This is a genomic window from Yersinia sp. 2466 StPb PI (genome assembly GCF_041538325.1).
Classification (GTDB): Bacteria; Pseudomonadota; Gammaproteobacteria; order Enterobacterales; family Enterobacteriaceae; genus Yersinia; species Yersinia enterocolitica_E.
Window position 1 is genome coordinate 1,448,475 of sequence record NZ_JAULSL010000001.1, and the last position, 16,361, is coordinate 1,464,835.

The window sequence follows — 16,361 nt, forward strand, 5'->3', positions numbered from 1 at the left end:
TCGTGATACTTAATCTCTCTCGGGCAGAACTTGCTGCGCAGTGGCCGCTGACAAATAGGCCGCCTCAAGCAAACCATAGGTTAATAAACTGTCCCGCCCCGACGTCTCCGGTTCGCGATTCTGGCGCAAACACTCAATAAAATGGCGTTGCGTATGCACCACGCTGTCCTGAATCTGTTTCCATGGCTCACTCGTCCATGAACGCGCGTCATGTTCGATCTTTTCTTGCCGGGACTCACCCTGGGTATGGAGGGTTAGCACCTGATCGGCGCCAATTAACAAGGTGCCTGCGGTACCTTCAATCTCGACCAATGTTTGTGGGAAGGGGTCTGGATAGCGTTGTGAGGCATAGCTGAAATCGAGCACTGTCGTTGCGCCATTCTCATGTGAGAGCAAGAGGGTGGCAGCATCTTCACCGGCAATACCCACCTTGATTTGCTGCGTGCGGCAAAACACCCCCTGAACCTCGCCAAATAGGAATCTCGCCAGATCCAATAAGTGGATCCCGACGTCCATGATCATGAAACGTTTAACTTTTATCAGATAAGGTTGGTTCGAATAGACATCAATGGCGGTTCGCCAGGAGAGCCGGCCAAAGGTTAATTGGCCCAATTCACCACGGTCGATAATTTTTTTGGCGGCCCTGAATACATTCTGAAAGCGAAAGTCTTCATGGACCATCAGCGGCACATTCGCGGCTTGTGCCATGGCAACCATCCGTCGGCATCCCGCAAGGTCGGGCGCAAACGGTTTTTGCACAATCACCGCGATATGGTGTGACACCGCAGTGCGAACCAAGGCTTCATGGGTTTCCATCGTGGTGGGAAGATCGACAAAATCTAATGTTTGTGCCGCCAACAGCGCATTAGCATCGTCGGTATAATGCGCGATGCCGAATTTCTCTGCCGCTGCTTTGGCTTTCTCAATATCCAGATCACATACCGCGACAATGTCGACATCTTCAATATCTTTCCAACCGGCCAGATGATTTTGGGCAAAAAAGCCACAGCCAATAACGGCCCCTTTCAGTTTTGAAGTCATTTATTTAATGGTCTCTGATAACTGATTCTTGCGACCGCATAGGCATCCAGACTGATGCCCTGACCAATATCCCGTGCCTCACTTGCTTGGCGGAATAGCTGTGGTGATAGTGCGGCCTGCTCACTGTGAGCAACATCCAGGATACGAACCTTTACAAGATCCACATCTGCCACCGTGACATTCACCGGTTCACTGGCAAGATTGGCAATCAACAAGATGTTTTCACGGTTTTCCTGCCAGCCAATAACGGCCAGTTTTTCATTGCTTGATGTCACCTCAAGGCGCGGTTTACCACTGGCGGAAGCCAAATCAGCCACCACATGAAATAACGGATACACGCTACCTTCACTCTGTTCATCCCACCACTGGCGGGCATAGCGCTGTTTAGTTGAAATCACGCCAAACGGCCCGGTCGGTGCCGCCAGAACCAAGCTATCAATGCCATATTTTGCGATTACGGCGGCGTAGCCAACATGCCACGCCGCAGCAAATAGGCCGCGCTGGCGAGGATCATTCGCGGCCAGCCCCACGCGGGCAGAATTCGGATTAACGACCGGCCCCTCGCCATATGGGTTTAACCGCGCGCCAATCCCAATAGGGCCAATGCGATATGGCACATTGCCAGCGATGTGCCGAGCGGAGCGAATGATGTGTGGTAATGACTGCAAGGTTTCTATTACTGAGGCATCATCCGCCGCATGAACGGTGGGTGTTGTCGCATGTGTAATAAAATCAAATGCACCAAGAGAAGGGCGCTTGCGGTTGAATTCAGTAAAGAATGCAGGGCTTCCGCCCCCTACCGGAATACCAGGGAAGGCGTTTTTAGCTTCAGCATAGATAGTGGTATCAGTAGGGGATGGTGGGCGAACCTCACCGGGCTGGAATGAGCGTTCATCCGTTTTAGCGAAAATAGCCACTGATACCGGCGAGATGCCAACATCTTGCAACAGTTTTGCTGCCTGTGCTATCTCCGGTGCCGGGTCATGGCTGGCGGTTAACAGTAATTCAACCGCTACCGGAAACGTTGTGCGGGAAGCCAGTTGGCTTGCGGCGGCGAGATGTTCAATATTGTGTGACGAGGAGGGGTCATAGCGCAGCAAAAAATGTACCGGGCCAATATTGGCCAGTTGTGATGTATAAGCGATAGCCTGTGCACTCTCATCAGCAGACAGCCCCAAGCCAATGGCTGGCATGGATTGTTGGGTTAGCGCGCCAACATCCACGCGGGCAATGGGTGCCGCATCAATGACCGATTTATCTGGTGATCGGTTGGTGTTGTCGCTGATATGAATGATGACTGATTGATGCAACACCTGCTCTGGTAGCAAGCGATAGGGATAAGGCAAACCAATAGGGCGGTTGTATATCTTAAAAGAGGCATCCGACCAATTGCGATGGTCTTCGGCTTCAAAAATATCACCATCAAATCGAGTGACAACGGAGATATTCTCAATCGGCCGATGGGTAATTGCCCGAATATTGAATATAGGTTGCCCAGGGCTGATGGCATCAGGGATGGTTAAATCGGTACTTTCTCCCGTCGCATGTTCGACATGAACGGTGGTACCGGCAAACCCGACCAAGGGATACAGTACAACAAAACCGGTACGATTGGTTTCAAAAGAGGTGTCGGCAGCAATACGGGCGCTTGCTGACAATGTTCCATCGCTACGGCCTGCAAAGTGGATATTGACCCTGAGTTGTTCGCTGCCATTAACGTAATGTGCCTGATAGTTCACTTCAAAGGCATCATCACTCTGATGAATATCCAACCCACTAATCTGCGGTTCTGGCGTTCCCCATCCCGGAGTGCGAACCAAGAAGGTCACCGCCCGTAAAATTTCTACGCCATGCCAGCGAATCCAACGTAAAGATCCATTGTCAAATTCAGCGGATAAAGAGGTTGCTGACAGAGTTTGTTTGGCCGCCTCGATGACAGAGGTGCCGGTAAGGAAAATAGCTCTGCTCATCTTTTTTGCCTCTTGATGAAAATATCAAATGTCACGGCTGCAACAATAATGATGCCGATCAGCAACTGCTGTATGTATGGGGATATATTTAGAATGACCAGTCCGTTTAACAACACACCAATCAGCAGTGTGCCAATTACCGTTCCCCAAATACTGCCGGTTCCGCCATACAAACTGGTGCCACCAATAACTACCGCCGCTATCACATACAATTCATACTGGTTACCCGCCACGGCTTCTGCCGAATTCAGGCGTGCGGTGAGTAAAAAGCCGCCTAGCCCGGCGAATAATCCGGTTAGCGCATAAACACTGGTCACCACGCCTTTCACATTCAGGCCACATAAACGTGCCGCTTCAGGATTCGATCCAATGGCATAAATGGATCGGCCATAGCGGGTAAAGTGCAACGTGAGTGAGGCAATAATCGCGACCAGCGCAAAGACGATGACTGGCACCGGAACCGGGCCAACCATGCCACGCCCCCACCAACCAAAGGCTTCATCAACCCCACTGACCGGGCTGCCATTACTTATCATCAACGTTAGCCCGCGAAATACGGTCAGCCCGCCCAAGGTCACGACAAAGGCGGGTACAGTCAGGCGGGCAATAATCAATCCTTGTAATGCGCCCGCTAGTCCGCCGGTGATAATTGCGGCCAATGCTGCCCATTGCCAGGCAATTTCCCGCCCATCAGAGAACAGCATAAACTGGCCTTCAATACCGCCTTTGGCGACTACCGCGGCGACCATTCCCGATAAAGCGGCAATCGCCCCGACGGATAAATCAATGCCACGGGTCAGAATAATAAATGTCATTCCCACCGCGATAATGCCGTAGATAGAAACTTGCCTGACAATATTAAAAAGATTGATTGATGAGAGAAAACGCGGAGCCAATAACGTAAATAGCGCCATCAGCAACACAAGAAAAATAAGTGGGGCATAACGCGCCAGAAGAGCTTTTTTCTTATTGCTGTTTTGATTTTTAATCAGGATTGTCGAGCTCATAGTCATATCTCTAATCCAATAAATTAATTCACACTTGCGCAATAGGGCGCGTCATTAATTGCATAACGTTTTCTTCATTCGCTTCCTGTGCCGACAACTCCCCGGTCAATTGACCGGCGCGCAGAGTGAGAATACGGTCACTGACGGCAAGGACTTCAGGTAAATCCGAGGAAATCAGAATGATAGCGACACCCTTTGCCGCCATATCACGTAGCAACCGGTGGACATCCGCTTTTGCGGCAATATCGACGCCGCGCGTCGGCTCATCGACAATCAGCAACGCTGGGTGCTGAGCCATCCAACGAGCCAGTACTACCTTTTGCTGATTGCCCCCTGATAAGGTGGCAATATTGGCCCCTAAACTGACGGCGCGCAGGTTTAGCTGTTTTTTAAAATCAAGAAAGGAAATCCGTTCACGTTGACGATCAATGACGTGGCGGGTCGTGCGTAAAGGGGAGTAGATAATCGCGAAATTCTCTTCCACCGTGAGCGACATAAACAAGGCTTGCTGCTTACGGTCTTCCGGCACCAGACCAATACCGGCAGCAATTGCATCACGGGGGGAGGCCGGGTGGTAGGCTTTGCCCTTAATACGTAATGTCCCGCTTCCTATTGGGTCTGCGCCAAATAACAGCCGGGCAATCTCAGTTCTTCCGGCCCCTACCAGCCCGGCAAAACCGACAATTTCACCCGCCCTGACCGTAAAGCTGACATTACGTACGGTGACACGTTCAGCTCCCGTCGCTGCACTCGACAGGTTTTCGACTTCCAGAATATTGCTACCTGTAATATGGCTCGCATTGCGGTCGAACTGTGCTAAATCGCGCCCTACCATCAAACGGACCAGACTCTCAATAGAGATATCTTTGACGTCTCCTTCTCCGACCAGTAGACCATCTCTTAACACGCTGTAGGTTTGGCATAAGGCTTTAATTTCTTCAAGGCGGTGACTGACGTAAATAACAGCCACTCCGCTTTTAGCAATGGTACGTACCACCTGTTGTAATTTATCCACTTCCGTTGGACTTAATGCAGCGGTTGGCTCATCCATAATAATTAATCGGGGTTTGGAGGTTAGCGCCCGTGCAATTTCAACTAACTGCTGTTCAGCAATGCTTAATTCAGCAATCTTGCGTAAGGGATTGATAGTCACGCCAAGTAATGCCAATACGTGGTGCGCATCTTTCACTATGGTGTTCCAACGGACAAAACCAAATCGATTCACCGGTAAATGTCCGGTGAAAATAGTTTCGGCCACCGTTAAATCAGGGAACAGGCTAAATTCCTGATGAATAGTTGTAATACCCGCCTTCCAGGCATCAAGTGGTTTATTAAATGAGGCCGTATGACCTTGCAAAATAATAGTGCCGCCATCAGGTTGGTGCACGCCACTTAATATATTAATTAGTGTTGATTTACCGGCCCCATTTTCGCCTAATAACGCTCTTATTTCCCCCACCTGCAAAGAAAAAGAGACGTTATCAAGCACCGTCTGACCAAAAAATAATTTGGTCAGATTCCTGACACTAATATATTCATCTATTTCCCGATTGATTTCCGGAGAATCGGGTGGCGATGAGAGTGATAACATAGTGGACGACATTATTTTACGAGCCAGATTCGTTCTGCATCATTAAGATTTTTGCTGGTAATTGCGACAGGGCTAACCAAGACATCTGCTGTTGCCGGGCGAGCACCTGTACGGATGTAATCGGTCAGAATTTTTACTGCCTCTCGGCCTTGTTTCCCTGGGTACTGATCGATTGTCGCGGTGAGTACACCGTCTCGTACCGCTTTCAATGCATCAGTTGAACCATCGTAACCAAAGATAGCAATCTTGCCTTTTAAGCCTCGCGCTTCAACCGCTTGGGCGGCCCCTAATGCGCTGTCATCATTAGCTGCAACAATAACTGTTGGGGTCTCAGCCAGGCCAGTTAACAGATTTTCTGTAACAGATAAGCCCTGGTCACGGTTAAAGCGTGCGGTTTGCTCGGCAACAAATTTGTAAAGTTCAGGCTGCTTATCCAACGTGTCATGCACACCCTTATTACGATCGTTTGCTGTTTTGTCGCCCGGAATGCCCTGTAAGTTAATAATAGTGGCTCCTTGAGGGAATAATTTTGCTACGGCTTCCCCTTGGCGCTGTGCACCAATCAAATTATCTGCGGCTACATTGGCAATAACTTCGGGTACCCCATTTACCGGGCGGTCAATAGTGACCACGGAAATACCTTCTTTAATCGCATTACGTAATACGGGAGCCAGAGCGGTTGCATCGGCTGGGGCAATAATAATGCCATCAACCCCTTGAACAATTGCTGCTTCAATATCGGCAATTTGTTTAGGTGCGCTTAATTGGCCATCAGAGCGAATGATTTTTATATTACCTAATTTTTTAGCTTCATCTTCAAGTTGCTCTTGTAGAAAAACAAAATGAGGAAAACTGTATGTTAATGCTGAAACTAAAATCGTCACCGGAGCGTCTTTGCCTTTCGGCGCAGCATTAGCTGACAATGCAAAGGTGCTCAGTGTGATAGCTAATGTTGTTATTAAATAAGTTATTTTGCGCATAAGATAGTACTTCCCCGTTATATAAAATTATCTAATATATAGTTTTTGTAAAAACAACATGAAAAGAGTGGTTAATTACACTTATTGTGAATCTTATTGGTGAAATAATAGGATTTGACTATATCATGAGGATGATTATTTGAAATGGCAGTTCTACAGAATAATTTCGTCTTTAAATATGCGAAAAATAGAATATCAATTTCAGCAAATAATTAGCTAAAGAATATATTGATAATATGACTGTCGAAGAGCGACTACCTTGCACAGGCAGCTAAGATATTAAAATAAGTCAGACCAGCATGTTAAAATTATACCGGTCGGCAACGGAGAATATTGTTTAAAACCGGTATGGGCGGTGGGCAGCCCTGAGTCAGGGAGGGTAACACTGGCGACTTGAAATCCGGTCTGCTGCGGGGCAGATAATCAGCATGCGACTCAATATGCCGATATCTGGTGCAGAGGACATCGTTTAAGAACACGTGGGTTCAGTCAAATAAACCACTGTTTACTGGCTATTGTCGCAGCGCCGCTGGCACCGTTAAATGCTGACGATGAAGCTTGCACGAAGCGCACTACGTCATGGGAAAGCGGGCGGCGCAAATAAGTTCGTATTTGCCGGATCAATGCTTCTAGTGGGAAACCCGGCATATCCATCACCCCTCCGCCGAGCACTATCGCATGGGGATCAAACAGGTTAATGCTGGTGGCAATAGCTTTTGCCGTCCGTTGCATAAACTGCACAATAAATGGCTGCCCAGCGGCATAGAGAAACAGTTCACTTAGCTCAAATTCGCGCGGCGTGCTGTCATACCATCGGCGTAATGCCAAACCGGAGCAGGTGGTTTCCAGACAGCCGTAATTGCCGCATCCACACTGTTTTTCATCATCCCCCATGGGGATATGGCCCAATTCACCTGCCACGCCGTGTGCTCCAGTCCAGGGGGCGCCATTCATCCAGATAGCAAACCCCATGCCGGTACCAAGATAAGCACCGAGGACCAATTGCCGCTCAAGTTGATGTTCATGTACGTCATAGGAGAGTTGCATATTAACATCACGCTCGAATTGAACCGGGCAGTGTAGCGCCGCACTCAGCTTATCGGCCAGCCCCGCCAGGTCAGTCGAGGTTAACGGTAAATTTGGCGTGGAAATAATGCTCTTTTTGTCGTTCTCTACCAGTGCCGGGAACCCCATGACCAGCCCTTGGCAGCATGCATTATAACGTTCAAGATATTGATGCAGTCGGGCGCTTAATCCAGCAACTAACCCCGAGGCAATGACATCAGCGGTACGTAACTTCTCACAATGAAGCATCACACCATCGCGCTTGAGTAAACAAAAGCGGATATGGGTCGCCCCCATATCGACCCCGATCACCACGTCATATTTAGGCATGCTGTAACACCTCACTCTTGGCATGAATGATTTGTTGCGACATCAGCGCCCAGGCTTTATCGATATCAGAGGCATGATTGAACAGCCCAGAAGAGCCAACAATTAGCACATCGGCCCCAGCCTCAATCAGACGTTGGTAAGTTGCCTGATTACAAGAACCATCAATTTCAATTTCATAATTAAGCTGGTTTTTTTCACGCCAGGCTTTCAGTTCAACAATTTTATCTAACATTTCAGGGATAAATGGCTGTCCGGCAAAGCCAGGGTCCACCGTCATGACGGTTATTTTATCTGCTTTATGAATGTAATATTTCATGCTATCGACCGGTGTTTCTGGATTGAGGATCAGGCCGACTTTCATCCCTAAACTGCGGATCTCCTCGATCAAGCGAAATGCTTGCCCGTTGAGGGTTTCTGGGTGCAGCGTGATAAAGTCTGCGCCCGCTTTTGCCAAAGGAGCAATGTAATCCTGTGGGCGCGTCACCATTAAGTGGCAGTCCAGTGGTTTGTTGGCGATACGTTTCACTTGGCTGACGAAAAAGGGGGACAGTGTCAGGTTAGGCACAAAATGGCCATCCATAATGTCGATGTGAAAATAGTCCGCATTTTGGTCAATAAATTCAATTTGCTCTTTAAATTTCAGCAAATCCATACACATCAGGGAGGGAGATATCTTCATTATCGAGTCCTTACTTACTGATAAGTCGGTCGAGGGCGACAGCGGCAATAATCAGGCCGCCCATCACCACCAGTTGGTAATAGGTTTGTACTTGGAGAATATTTAGACCGTTATTGATGGTGCCTATAATCAGGCCACCAATAACCACAGAAAAGATGCGGCCCTTGCCCCCAAAGAAGCTGGTACCACCAATAATGGCACTGGCGATGGCATAGGTTTCAAACCCCATCCCGGCCAGCGGTTCAGCCGCGCCAAGGCGGGCTGTCGAAACCACGCCAGCAAGACCGGCACAAATACCCGAGATGATAAACACGACTAGCATGTGAAATTTCACATCGATGCCGGAATAGAAAGCTGAGTTTTTATTGCCGCCCAAGGCGTAGATATTGCGACCAAGGCGTGTACGGGTGGTCAGAAACCAAAGCACTATGGCGATAAACAGGGCGAATAACACCGGTACCGGAATGCCTAACACACTGGCAGCAAAGAAATTTACAAACTCAAACGAGAAGCCATACACCGAGTTGGCATCAGAAATCACTAAGGTGATACCGCGAAAAATGGCATTGGTGCCAAGAGTGATGATGAAAGGGTGCAGGCCGGTCCAGTTGACCAGACAGCCATTGATGGCCCCCAGCGCGCCACCTACCAGCACACCACCAATCAGTGCTGCGAATATTGGATCGACCCCAGCCAGCATCAATTTTGCGGTAACCATGCCAGACAGCGCCAGAATCGCACCAACAGACAAGTCTATCCCCGCCACTAAAATGGCAAAGAACTCCCCCATCCCAATTAATACGGTGACCGAGCTTTGGACGAATATTTGCGTGATGTTATTGGTAGTAAGGAAATACTCCGACGAAATAGAGCCAAAGATAGCCACAATGATCGCCAGAATGAAAAAAGTGCCGTATTTATCCCAAAAAGCGGCGAAGTTAAACGGCTTTTTCCCAGCCGTATCCGATTTCACTCTTGTGGTAATGCCCATGCCATAATCTCCTCTTCGCTGATGTCATCGCGGTTGGTCAGGATTTGCGTCAATCGTCCTTCACAAAACACCGCAATACGGTCGCAAACGGTAATAATTTCGGGAAGCTCAGAGGAGACCATCAGAATGACTTTCCCCTCATCCGCAAGGGTGCGCATCACTTTATAGATCTCGGCTTTAGCACCCACATCAATGCCTCGGGTGGGTTCATCAAAAATAATCACGTCGGGATGACAGCATAACCATTTAGAAATCAATACTTTTTGCTGATTCCCGCCAGACAGTTCTGTGATGTTTTGCGACACCGAATGGCACTTTAGTGCCAGTAGGCTTCGTTGTTCTTCGGCAATTTCCTGCTCAAGCTGTGGCTTAACCAACCCCATTGCACCTTTGTAACCCCCTTCTTTTAAGCTATGGCTGATAGCCATGTTTTCAGCGATAGAGAAATTGCCGAAAAAACCGTTTTCACGCCGGCTTTCAGTGATATAGCCCATGCCTTTTTTCAGTGCATCCAGCGGGGAGCGGGGGGTGATATTTTTGCCATTCAGCCAGACTTCGCCATGGCTGGTTTTGTCGACACCAAACAGGCAATTCATTAATTCGGTGCGGCCAGAACCCACCAAACCGGCAAACCCGAAGATCTCGCCCCGGTTGACAGCAAATGAAATATCGCGGACTTTTTTCTTATCGCGACTGGTCAGGTTTTTCACCTCAAACACCGTGTCGCGTACTACGTTGCCGGTATTTTCTTTGAAGGCAATAAAGCGGTTTTGTAATTCGCGCCCGACCATCAAGCGCACAATATCGTCGTTAGTGACATCCTGAATCATGCCGCTACACACACTGCTACCATCTTTCATTACTGTATAGCGATCGCAAATACGGCGGATCTCATTCAGTTTATGAGAGATATAAACAATGGCTGTGCCCTCCTTGCGCAACTGATTCATAATTAAGAAGAGATAATCCACCTCTTTATTAGTTAGTGATGAGGTTGGCTCATCCATAATAATAACTTTAGCATCGAGCATTAATGTTTTAGCAATTTCCAACATCTGTTTATGACTGATAGATAAATTAGCCACTTTTTCATCAAGGCTGACTTTTAAACCCACGCGCAATAACATTATTGCTGCCTGGATACGCATTTTTCTCCAGTCTACAATGTTTATACCGCAGACTTTTTTCGTCAGGTGACGGCCAATATAAAGATTTTCTAATACTGTCAATTCATCAATAACACTAAGTTCCTGATAAATGATTCCGATACCTAATTGCGCTGCCTGTTTATGGTCCAGTTTGTCGTAATTAATATCATTAATAGTTATTGAGCCACTCGTTGGAGAGTGAATACCTGACAATACTTTCATTAACGTTGATTTACCTGCGCCATTCTCACCTAATAACGCATGAATTTCATGTGTGAAAACAGTTAAATCAACGGACTTTAAGGCATGAACCGGCCCAAAGGATTTGCCGATCCCCGCCATAGAGATATAAGGCGTGACCATATAATCACCTTAGTTTTTTATTCCTACCGAAATCTACCCTTACCCGACCTAACCCGTAAGAGGAAAACCGAGTGAGTGGCTCTGCTCTTTAATCGGATATTAGCCGGGTGGGTACGGCTATAATGCTATTTGGTGACCAGTACAGAATCCACTAGCGTAAACTGCGGCTGTTTATCCAATGGGATCACTTTCCCCCGTTGAACCGCTTCCACCAGCAGCTTCAACCCGGTAGCACCGATATTCGCTGGGTTTTGTGCAACCGTGGCGGTCATTTGCCCGGCATCTACCATCTTACGTGCTTCGGGTATTCCGTCGGTGCCGACAACCAGAATCTTGCCAACTTTACCTGCATTGGCGACTGCCTGTGCTGCCCCCATCGCCATGGTGTCATTGGCACAATAGATAGCTTTCAGATTGGGGTTGCGCTGCAAAACATTGGTGGCGACATCTAGCGCTTTAATACGATCCCAATCAGCAGGCTGGCTGGCAACTAATTTGATTTGGCTGGCTTGCTTAAATGCTTCCGTTGCTCCCGCACGGCGTGCTTCACCAGAAGCGTTACCCGCTTTACCTTCGATAATAGCGACTTCACCACCGGTAGTGCCTAATTTATCAATAATAAAAGCCGCTCCTTTGGCACCTACCGCATTATTGTCGGTCGTGACAAAGGCCTCGACATTGCCTTTAGCTTTTTTCAGATTATCCATATCAATTTTCTCGTCGAGATTGACCAGATAAATTCCTTTTTGCCAGGCACGAGCCACAGGCATAACCAGGTTAACTGAAGACAGTGGCGCAAAGGCTATACCTTTGTAATTCTTATTACTCAGATCTTCGAATAATTGCAGTTGAGACTGAAAGTCACCTTCAGAGGGGGACGCAAATATATCTACACTGACACCTAATACTTTTGCCTCCTCTTCAATTCCTTTTTTCATATCCACCCCAAAAGGATTAGAGAGCGTTTTTAAAATAACCGCATACTCTGCGGCAGCGAACGCACTGGTGGATAACATCATACCTATGGCTGCACCACTAAAGAGTTTTAGAAGTTTATTCATGGCTCATTTCTCATTGTAGGGAGAGAGTTCCGGCATGTCTTAAAATAGAGACATGCCGGTTTTTTATTACTATTATTTATCTCGCCGGAAAAAGTCGACAATAGCGCCGGTTTTTTCCAGATTAATCGTGGCTCGTTCAATATCTTGTTGTGCTACAGAAACAAAAAATGCATCTAATAATGTGAGTTGTAATATACGCGCTGAGGCGTTTCGCCCTAATAAAGGGGTCTCTGGTGCTGGCGAACAAATAATAAAATCAGCCAGTTTGGCAATAGGGGAGTGATAGCTATGAGTAATACATATAATCTTCGCTCCATTCTTCTTTGCCAATTCTACAGCGGCTTTTAAATCACTGGTGCGCCCGGAATGGGACACTACCAGCACCACATCACCTTCTTTCAGTAATGCAGCGGACATCATCATAATGTGTGCGTCTTGGTAAGCCTGGCAACGCACGCCTATACGCAGTAGTTTATGCGCGATATCGGCACAAATCGAATTCGAGCCACCCACGCCGTATAAATCACGCTGTCTGGCACCATAGAAAAAGCGTGCAGCACGGTGGATTTCATCGACGTTAACGATCGATTGCCCTTCCATAATCGTGCGCAGGGTGATGTTAAATACCTTATTAACCACATCCTCTGGCGCTTCATCAAACGATAACTCAGCCGGTAACACCTGTTCAGACTGCGAGAAGTAATCAATCAACGTACTGCGCAGATTGCGAAAGCCACTAAAACCCAGCAGTTTTGAAACTTTAACAATCATTGCTTCCGACACCATGAGGGTCTCGGCAACATCCTTAATCGCCGGTGCGGCACTCAAGTTCCCAGGTGTAAGAAACCATTCAACAATACGGCTTTCATTTTCCGTCATCCCCTCCTGCTTCATTCGTAGGTAGGGGGCGATACCGATCCCGTTAGGAATACCTTGATCAAACTCTGACTGACTCATCTCGGTCCCATGTCCAAAAATTGAAGACGTCACTATATCACCACAATGTGTTGACGAAATATGCAATCAATTTCACGGAATTTGATAATTTATAAAGTAACTATGGTTTGTATAGTTTCTCATTGGCGGGGTTAAATATTATAAATCAATTTATTATAATTAAAATCAATTGGTTGTGTGTATTGCGTAGAGGTTATTTAACGGGATGTTCTTTATGGTTACTACACAAGTTATTTAAATTCGATGATTATTGTGCGTAAAATGGACACATTGCTGCGGCCATTGTCGGGGTTTTTAACTAAAAGTATCGTTTTAGCTCACATAAAAATGAAATTTGTGAAGTTTGGCTTACTGACGAATGAGAGGTTATTCAATGAAAAGTATTGCTCTGGGTTGCGATCATGTTGGATTTATTCTGAAAGCGGATATTGTTGCTCACTTACAAACGCGTGGCATCAAGGTGATTGACAAAGGTTGGTGGTCTACAGAACGTACGGATTATCCACGTTATGCCAATGAAGTTGCTGAGGCGGTGACGGCTGGGGAAGTTGATGGTGGCGTCTTGATTTGTGGTACGGGCGTAGGCATCTCGATTACGGCAAATAAACATCCCGGTATCCGCGCGGTAGTGTGCAGCGAACCTTATTCGGCACAGCTTTCCCGACAACATAATAATACTAATGTACTGGCTTTTGGCTCTAGGGTCGTAGGGTTGGAACTGGCTAAGATGATTGTGGATGCCTGGCTTGATGCAGAATTTGAAGGGGGGCGACATCAAACACGGGTAGACGCCATAACCGAGGTGGAAACACGATTTAACGCATTGTAATAAGACCGACCACTATTCCTGTCGATATGTAGAAAGGGTTCGTTATCCCCCCATCTTGCGAGGGGGGATAGACTTATTTGCTGATGCGCTCGACATAGCCTTGACCAATGACAAGGCGGCCTATGGGGCAGCCACTTTATAATCAGGGCCATTTGTCTTCTCACTGGTGTTAAAGCATGGCTTATCAACTTAATCTTAATTGGCCCGAATTTTTAGAGAAATACTGGCAAAAACAACCTGTTATATTAAAAAATGCCTTCCCTAACTTCATTGATCCTATTACGCCAGACGAACTGGCGGGTTTGGCGATGGAAGCGGAGGTAGATAGCCGCCTAGTCAGCCATAGTAATGGTCAGTGGCAGGCCAGTAATGGGCCGTTTGAGCATTTTGATAATCTGGGTGAGACCGGATGGTCGTTGTTGGCTCAGGCAGTTAACCACTGGCATGCTCCGTCTGCCGAACTGGTGCGCCCATTTCGCGTGCTGCCGGACTGGCGTTTAGACGATCTGATGATCTCTTTTTCCGTACCGGGTGGGGGTGTTGGACCGCATATCGACCAATACGACGTCTTTATCATTCAGGGGATGGGCAGCCGCCGCTGGCGCGTGGGTGACAAATTACCATTGAAGCAGTTTTGCCCACATCCGGCGCTGCTCCACGTTGAGCCTTTCACACCAATCATTGATGAAGACCTCGAACCGGGTGACATTTTATATATCCCGCCGGGCTTTCCGCACGACGGTTTCACCCATGAGACGGCGCTCAATTACTCTGTCGGATTTCGCGGGCCGAATGGCAGGGATCTGATCAGTAGTTTTGCTGACTATGCGCTGGAGAAAGATCTCGGCGGTGAGCACTACAGTGATCCTGATTTAACCTGCCGGGAACATCCGGGGCGGGTTGAGGAACACGAGCTTGATCGCTTGCGCCAGATGATGGTTGATATGATTAATCAGCCGGAAGATTTTAAGCAGTGGTTCGGCCGCTTTGCTACCACGCCGCGCCATGAGTTGGATATCTCTGCCGCGCAACCACCCTACGAGCAGGATGAAATTGTGGGTGCTTTGATGGATGGTCAGATCTTGACGCGCCTGAGTGGCTTACGTGTTCTGCAAGTTGGCGACAGTTTCTTTATCAACAGTGAACGGCTGGAAACGACCGATGCTAAAGCTGCTGACGCACTGTGTCGTTACACCATGATTGGCAAGAAAGAGCTAGGTGAGGCACTAAATAACCCAGCTTTCATGGCTGAGTTAACCGAATTGATTAATCAGGGTTACTGGTTCTTCGACGAATAAAAATGCAATCAAGAGTGGCTTCCGAATGCGAATATCATGATGAGATTCGGAGGCCGCAGTGATTTTCCCACCTTGTATACAAACCAAACGATTAACCAAGCCGGGGCATTTTTATGGCTATAACCGATCTTTTATTGGCGATTTTTTATAAAGTTAATTTGATTTGAAGGGGAATAAGATAAGAAATAATTTAATGATAATAAAATAAATTACGGATGGCTGAGGGGATGTTTAATACTACAGGGATAAATGTAAAGGCATTAATAAATAGCCCCACTTAATCTAAGTGGGACTTTATGCTATTATTTTGTCTTAGTTTTTGGCTGTCTGATCAGTGGTGGTAGTATTCTGACCCTGGCTGATAGAGTAGGTCCCTTTATAGCTATCACTGTCGCCGATATTTGCCATTGAAACAGTTGGTGCCAGGATTGCTGCGATAAGTGCGATTGCTGCGATGGTAGTTTTCATAATAAATTCTCTTCTATTTGTGTATGTGAAAGCGGGTTGCTTTCGATAGGAATAATGTTACTCCGATCACAGAATTTGAATACTAAAGAGAATTGTTCATCTTGTTCAAAAAAAATGAATGAATAAGGGCGATGGACCCTTTGTTATAATGAGCATAATTTATCACTGCACAGAAACAAGAGGCGCGCGGTTGCGCAACTCGCTAACTATTGATGAGTTTCATCTGCTTTACCGTTGCTCAACAGGGTACTTACGCAGGCATATCAATGAATGAGGAAAGTGGTCTTCTAAAATCTTCAGGATGTGGGGATAACGCCACTGTTCGTAAATGGCGATTACAGATAAACCATATCTCATCGCGGTCATTAGACAATATATAGTAAGCATCTGAGGTTTCTGATGGATTGAATAGACCTAATGCTCGATAGGCAGATGTTTCATTAAAGCCGCTCTGAAGTGGTAGTGGCCTTGGCCCATTGTCCATTTCACTGACTCTTAGATACAGCCCTTGTTCCAGCCACACCATCAGATAACCTCAAATTAAGTAAATTTGCATTAATTATAGTGCACAAATATTTATGAT

Annotated in this window: 15 protein-coding genes; 2 read left to right on the forward strand and 13 right to left on the reverse strand. The window is 47.1% G+C overall.

Annotated features, from left to right (window positions below):
• Nucleotides 1-9: 9 nt before the first annotated feature.
• The 11 genes from Q2T72_RS06475 to alsR form a co-directional block, all read right to left on the reverse strand.
• Entirely contained in the window at nucleotides 10-1,041 is a 1,032-nt protein-coding gene (locus Q2T72_RS06475) for a Gfo/Idh/MocA family protein (protein WP_083159725.1), read from the reverse strand.
• The gene (locus tag Q2T72_RS06480) at nucleotides 1,038-3,011 is read right to left on the reverse strand and encodes a hypothetical protein (protein WP_372568848.1); all 1,974 of its coding nucleotides are present in this window, start codon (nucleotides 3,009-3,011) and stop codon (nucleotides 1,038-1,040) included. The genes Q2T72_RS06475 and Q2T72_RS06480 overlap by 4 nt, the downstream gene beginning before the upstream one ends.
• Nucleotides 3,008-4,018, reverse strand: coding sequence for an ABC transporter permease (locus Q2T72_RS06485; protein WP_083163817.1), 1,011 nt, complete (start codon nucleotides 4,016-4,018; stop codon nucleotides 3,008-3,010). Before Q2T72_RS06485 ends, Q2T72_RS06480 begins: the two co-directional genes overlap by 4 nt.
• Nucleotides 4,019-4,046: 28 nt before the next feature.
• Nucleotides 4,047-5,621: a sugar ABC transporter ATP-binding protein gene (locus tag Q2T72_RS06490; protein WP_372568849.1), complete on the reverse strand. Its 1,575-nt coding sequence runs from the start codon at nucleotides 5,619-5,621 to the stop codon at nucleotides 4,047-4,049.
• Nucleotides 5,621-6,589, reverse strand: coding sequence for a substrate-binding domain-containing protein (locus tag Q2T72_RS06495; RefSeq protein WP_372568850.1), 969 nt, complete (start codon nucleotides 6,587-6,589; stop codon nucleotides 5,621-5,623). The genes Q2T72_RS06490 and Q2T72_RS06495 overlap by 1 nt, the downstream gene beginning before the upstream one ends.
• A 489-nt stretch (nucleotides 6,590-7,078) precedes the next feature.
• Entirely contained in the window at nucleotides 7,079-7,984 is a 906-nt protein-coding gene (gene alsK, locus Q2T72_RS06500) for an allose kinase (protein ID WP_372568851.1), read from the reverse strand.
• Nucleotides 7,977-8,663 (reverse strand): D-allulose 6-phosphate 3-epimerase, encoded by a 687-nt coding sequence (gene alsE, locus Q2T72_RS06505; RefSeq protein WP_083159717.1) that lies wholly within the window; start codon nucleotides 8,661-8,663, stop codon nucleotides 7,977-7,979. The genes alsK and alsE overlap by 8 nt, the downstream gene beginning before the upstream one ends.
• 10 nt (nucleotides 8,664-8,673) lie before the next feature.
• A complete protein-coding gene (alsC, locus tag Q2T72_RS06510) occupies nucleotides 8,674-9,654 on the reverse strand; it encodes a D-allose ABC transporter permease (protein WP_049605299.1) in 981 nt (326 codons plus the stop codon).
• Nucleotides 9,633-11,165: a D-allose ABC transporter ATP-binding protein AlsA gene (gene alsA / locus Q2T72_RS06515; RefSeq protein WP_372568852.1), complete on the reverse strand. Its 1,533-nt coding sequence runs from the start codon at nucleotides 11,163-11,165 to the stop codon at nucleotides 9,633-9,635. The genes alsC and alsA overlap by 22 nt, the downstream gene beginning before the upstream one ends.
• 125 nt (nucleotides 11,166-11,290) lie before the next feature.
• On the reverse strand, nucleotides 11,291-12,226 hold the full coding sequence (gene alsB / locus Q2T72_RS06520) for a D-allose transporter substrate-binding protein (RefSeq protein WP_372568853.1): 936 nt from the start codon (nucleotides 12,224-12,226) through the stop codon (nucleotides 11,291-11,293).
• A gap of 72 nt (nucleotides 12,227-12,298) precedes the next feature.
• Nucleotides 12,299-13,183 (reverse strand): D-allose utilization transcriptional regulator AlsR, encoded by an 885-nt coding sequence (gene alsR / locus Q2T72_RS06525; RefSeq protein ID WP_083159713.1) that lies wholly within the window; start codon nucleotides 13,181-13,183, stop codon nucleotides 12,299-12,301.
• A 373-nt stretch (nucleotides 13,184-13,556) separates the two neighbouring features.
• On the opposite strand from alsR, the gene rpiB reads away from it, so the two are divergent.
• Entirely contained in the window at nucleotides 13,557-14,012 is a 456-nt protein-coding gene (gene rpiB / locus Q2T72_RS06530; protein ID WP_050286045.1) for a bifunctional allose-6-phosphate isomerase/ribose-5-phosphate isomerase RpiB, read from the forward strand.
• A 176-nt stretch (nucleotides 14,013-14,188) separates the two neighbouring features.
• The gene (locus Q2T72_RS06535; RefSeq protein ID WP_083159711.1) at nucleotides 14,189-15,310 is read left to right on the forward strand and encodes a cupin domain-containing protein; all 1,122 of its coding nucleotides are present in this window, start codon (nucleotides 14,189-14,191) and stop codon (nucleotides 15,308-15,310) included.
• Nucleotides 15,311-15,622: 312 nt separating this feature from the next.
• Here the strand turns inward: Q2T72_RS06535 and Q2T72_RS06540 are convergent, their stop codons facing one another.
• Together Q2T72_RS06540 and Q2T72_RS06545 are read right to left on the reverse strand one after the other, a co-directional pair.
• Nucleotides 15,623-15,778 (reverse strand): hypothetical protein, encoded by a 156-nt coding sequence (locus tag Q2T72_RS06540; protein ID WP_193784700.1) that lies wholly within the window; start codon nucleotides 15,776-15,778, stop codon nucleotides 15,623-15,625.
• 250 nt (nucleotides 15,779-16,028) lie between these two features.
• The gene (locus tag Q2T72_RS06545; RefSeq protein WP_083159708.1) at nucleotides 16,029-16,304 is read right to left on the reverse strand and encodes a hypothetical protein; all 276 of its coding nucleotides are present in this window, start codon (nucleotides 16,302-16,304) and stop codon (nucleotides 16,029-16,031) included.
• Nucleotides 16,305-16,361 lie beyond the last annotated feature (57 nt).

What these genes read in the sequence shown, in the direction of transcription:
- Q2T72_RS06485 (WP_083163817.1), bottom strand. Translation starts at nt 4,018, where the DNA reads ATGAGCTCGACAATCCTGATTAAAAATCAAAACAGCAATAAGAAAAAA.
- alsA (WP_372568852.1), bottom strand. Translation starts at nt 11,165, where the DNA reads ATGGTCACGCCTTATATCTCTATGGCGGGGATCGGCAAATCCTTTGGG.
- alsC (WP_049605299.1), bottom strand. Translation starts at nt 9,654, where the DNA reads ATGGGCATTACCACAAGAGTGAAATCGGATACGGCTGGGAAAAAGCCG.
- alsE (WP_083159717.1), bottom strand. Translation starts at nt 8,663, where the DNA reads ATGAAGATATCTCCCTCCCTGATGTGTATGGATTTGCTGAAATTTAAA.
- alsR (WP_083159713.1), bottom strand. Translation starts at nt 13,183, where the DNA reads ATGAGTCAGTCAGAGTTTGATCAAGGTATTCCTAACGGGATCGGTATC.
- rpiB (WP_050286045.1), top strand. Translation starts at nt 13,557, where the DNA reads ATGAAAAGTATTGCTCTGGGTTGCGATCATGTTGGATTTATTCTGAAA.
- Q2T72_RS06480 (WP_372568848.1), bottom strand. Translation starts at nt 3,011, where the DNA reads ATGAGCAGAGCTATTTTCCTTACCGGCACCTCTGTCATCGAGGCGGCC.
- Q2T72_RS06475 (WP_083159725.1), bottom strand. Translation starts at nt 1,041, where the DNA reads ATGACTTCAAAACTGAAAGGGGCCGTTATTGGCTGTGGCTTTTTTGCC.
- Q2T72_RS06545 (WP_083159708.1), bottom strand. Translation starts at nt 16,304, where the DNA reads ATGGTGTGGCTGGAACAAGGGCTGTATCTAAGAGTCAGTGAAATGGAC.
- Q2T72_RS06540 (WP_193784700.1), bottom strand. Translation starts at nt 15,778, where the DNA reads ATGAAAACTACCATCGCAGCAATCGCACTTATCGCAGCAATCCTGGCA.
- Q2T72_RS06495 (WP_372568850.1), bottom strand. Translation starts at nt 6,589, where the DNA reads ATGCGCAAAATAACTTATTTAATAACAACATTAGCTATCACACTGAGC.
- alsK (WP_372568851.1), bottom strand. Translation starts at nt 7,984, where the DNA reads ATGCCTAAATATGACGTGGTGATCGGGGTCGATATGGGGGCGACCCAT.
- Q2T72_RS06490 (WP_372568849.1), bottom strand. Translation starts at nt 5,621, where the DNA reads ATGTCGTCCACTATGTTATCACTCTCATCGCCACCCGATTCTCCGGAA.
- alsB (WP_372568853.1), bottom strand. Translation starts at nt 12,226, where the DNA reads ATGAATAAACTTCTAAAACTCTTTAGTGGTGCAGCCATAGGTATGATG.
- Q2T72_RS06535 (WP_083159711.1), top strand. Translation starts at nt 14,189, where the DNA reads ATGGCTTATCAACTTAATCTTAATTGGCCCGAATTTTTAGAGAAATAC.